Origin of the sequence: Fundidesulfovibrio magnetotacticus (assembly GCF_013019105.1) — a bacterium.
GTDB classification, from domain to species: domain Bacteria; phylum Desulfobacterota; class Desulfovibrionia; order Desulfovibrionales; family Desulfovibrionaceae; genus Fundidesulfovibrio; species Fundidesulfovibrio magnetotacticus.
In genome coordinates, this window is the sequence record NZ_BLTE01000041.1 from 1 (window position 1) to 1,594 (window position 1,594).

4 protein-coding genes are annotated in these 1,594 nt (G+C 56.0%); 3 read left to right on the plus strand and 1 reads right to left on the minus strand.

Going from position 1 to position 1,594, the window contains the following annotated elements; genetic code table 11:
• The coding region (locus NNJEOMEG_RS20175) for a hypothetical protein (RefSeq protein WP_173087275.1) at positions 1-211 on the plus strand (211 nt) is incomplete at its 5' end.
• A gap of 85 nt (positions 212-296) precedes the next feature.
• Positions 297-815 (plus strand): hypothetical protein, encoded by a 519-nt coding sequence (locus NNJEOMEG_RS20180; RefSeq protein ID WP_173087276.1) that lies wholly within the window; start codon positions 297-299, stop codon positions 813-815.
• Between the two features lie 275 nt (positions 816-1,090).
• On the opposite strand, the gene NNJEOMEG_RS20185 is transcribed toward NNJEOMEG_RS20180, so the two are convergent.
• Positions 1,091-1,279, minus strand: coding sequence for a hypothetical protein (locus tag NNJEOMEG_RS20185; protein WP_173087277.1), 189 nt, complete (start codon positions 1,277-1,279; stop codon positions 1,091-1,093).
• Between the two features lie 55 nt (positions 1,280-1,334).
• Between NNJEOMEG_RS20185 and NNJEOMEG_RS20190 the strand changes: the two genes are divergently transcribed.
• Positions 1,335-1,594: hypothetical protein (locus NNJEOMEG_RS20190; protein WP_173087278.1), on the plus strand; the 260-nt coding region annotated here is incomplete at its 3' end.

Below are 1,594 nucleotides of genomic sequence, written 5' to 3' on the forward strand. Positions count from 1 at the left end.
CAGGAAGCTTGAGCGCGTCGATCCCCTCTACCGGCTCACCACGGACATCATGGAGCACTTCGAGCGCGAGCACCTGCCGAAATCGTTGCAGGGTTCGCTCCAGCGGCTCTTCACGCGCTGCCCGCACGAGTTCCTGGACTTCTACAAGGAAATGCGAGCCGTGGCCGACGAGATGGTCGCGCGCACGCACCAGGGCGGCAGCGCGTCCTGACCCGCCGAGGCCCAGGCCCCGGCGGCGGGACCGCTTCAGCGCGCGGACGGGCCGCCCCGTGCGTGCAAACCCAAGGAGAATGAACGTGGGTGACGAGAAGTACGTGAAAACCGTGGCGGACAGCTACGGACAGGCTCAGCAGAACGGAAGCGGCATAAACCCCGCCACGCGGGATGCATTTGATCGGATCACGCAGCAGCAAGCGCCGACCGACCCCCCTCTGGTGGACCCTGCTGTTAACGCCGAGATTGCCAACCGTCAGATGGAGATTGCAACGGATGTGAAGGTGTCAGAGCAGAGAGAGAAGATTCAGGCTCGATTGGACAAAATGGAAATGGAACAGCGGGAAGAGGACGCCGAAGCCGGACGCCGAGCACAGAATGCGAAAATCGCAGGATACGTTGGGACAACTGCTGGCGGACTGATGTTCGGGGCTGGTGAAATAGCGCCTGCTCCCCTCGGTCTATTGCTGAAAAAAGGTTCCGTTCCTTTTGGACTTGCTGTGGCAAATAACACAGAATTCAATCTGAATAATCCTGCGTACCCAGAACAGGATGTTACAGGTATGAACGGGCAAGACTTTGAAGGAATAGGACGTCGCTAGCGGCGCATGAGGGCCTGGATTGCCCAGGCCCTCATGTTATCCGTTTCAAAGCTGGTTGTTAGCAGTAGCTATATGCAATGTGAATGATGTATGCAAGAAGTATGTTGTGAATAAGCGTGAATAAAGATTCAAATTTGTCAGGCTTGTCGTACATTGTGATGCCTGTCACGAAGAGGTGTGGAGATAACATGTTATAAATTGCCTGATTGCAATAAAATACATGATGACGTAAAAGAAAAATTTCATCATGTCAGCTGAGCGCCAGTCATACTTCTTCATCGTGCCATCCTCTTGACCAATTCCATCAATCCCACCGCGCTTGCCGCGATGACGATGGCCGTGAACACCAGTCCCATTTCATAGAGAAAGCGCACGATCAAGGGCATGCGCATCTTGTCGAATTCCTCGATGGGGATGCGGTCCGGTTTTCGCTCCTGCTCGTCGCTGGGATTGTCGTCGTCCATGAACACCTCAATTTCGTTGGCTGCTATCGTTTTGCGTGTATTTGTTGACATGTCAATGCGAAATCCTCTGGGGCCTGGGTCGCCCGCCGCCGACGTGGCCGGTCAGCTGCGCTGGTACATCCTGCGCGATCTGAACGAGTACCACCACAAGCGCCACCGTCTGGACTTCGAGGACGCCAAGAAGCACCGCGTGCGCGAGCGCATCGATCTGGTGCGCAGGAAGCTTGAGCGCGTCGATCCCCTCTACCGGCTCACCACGGACATCATGGAGCACTTCGAGCGCGAGCACCTGCCGAAATCGTTGCAGGGTTCGCT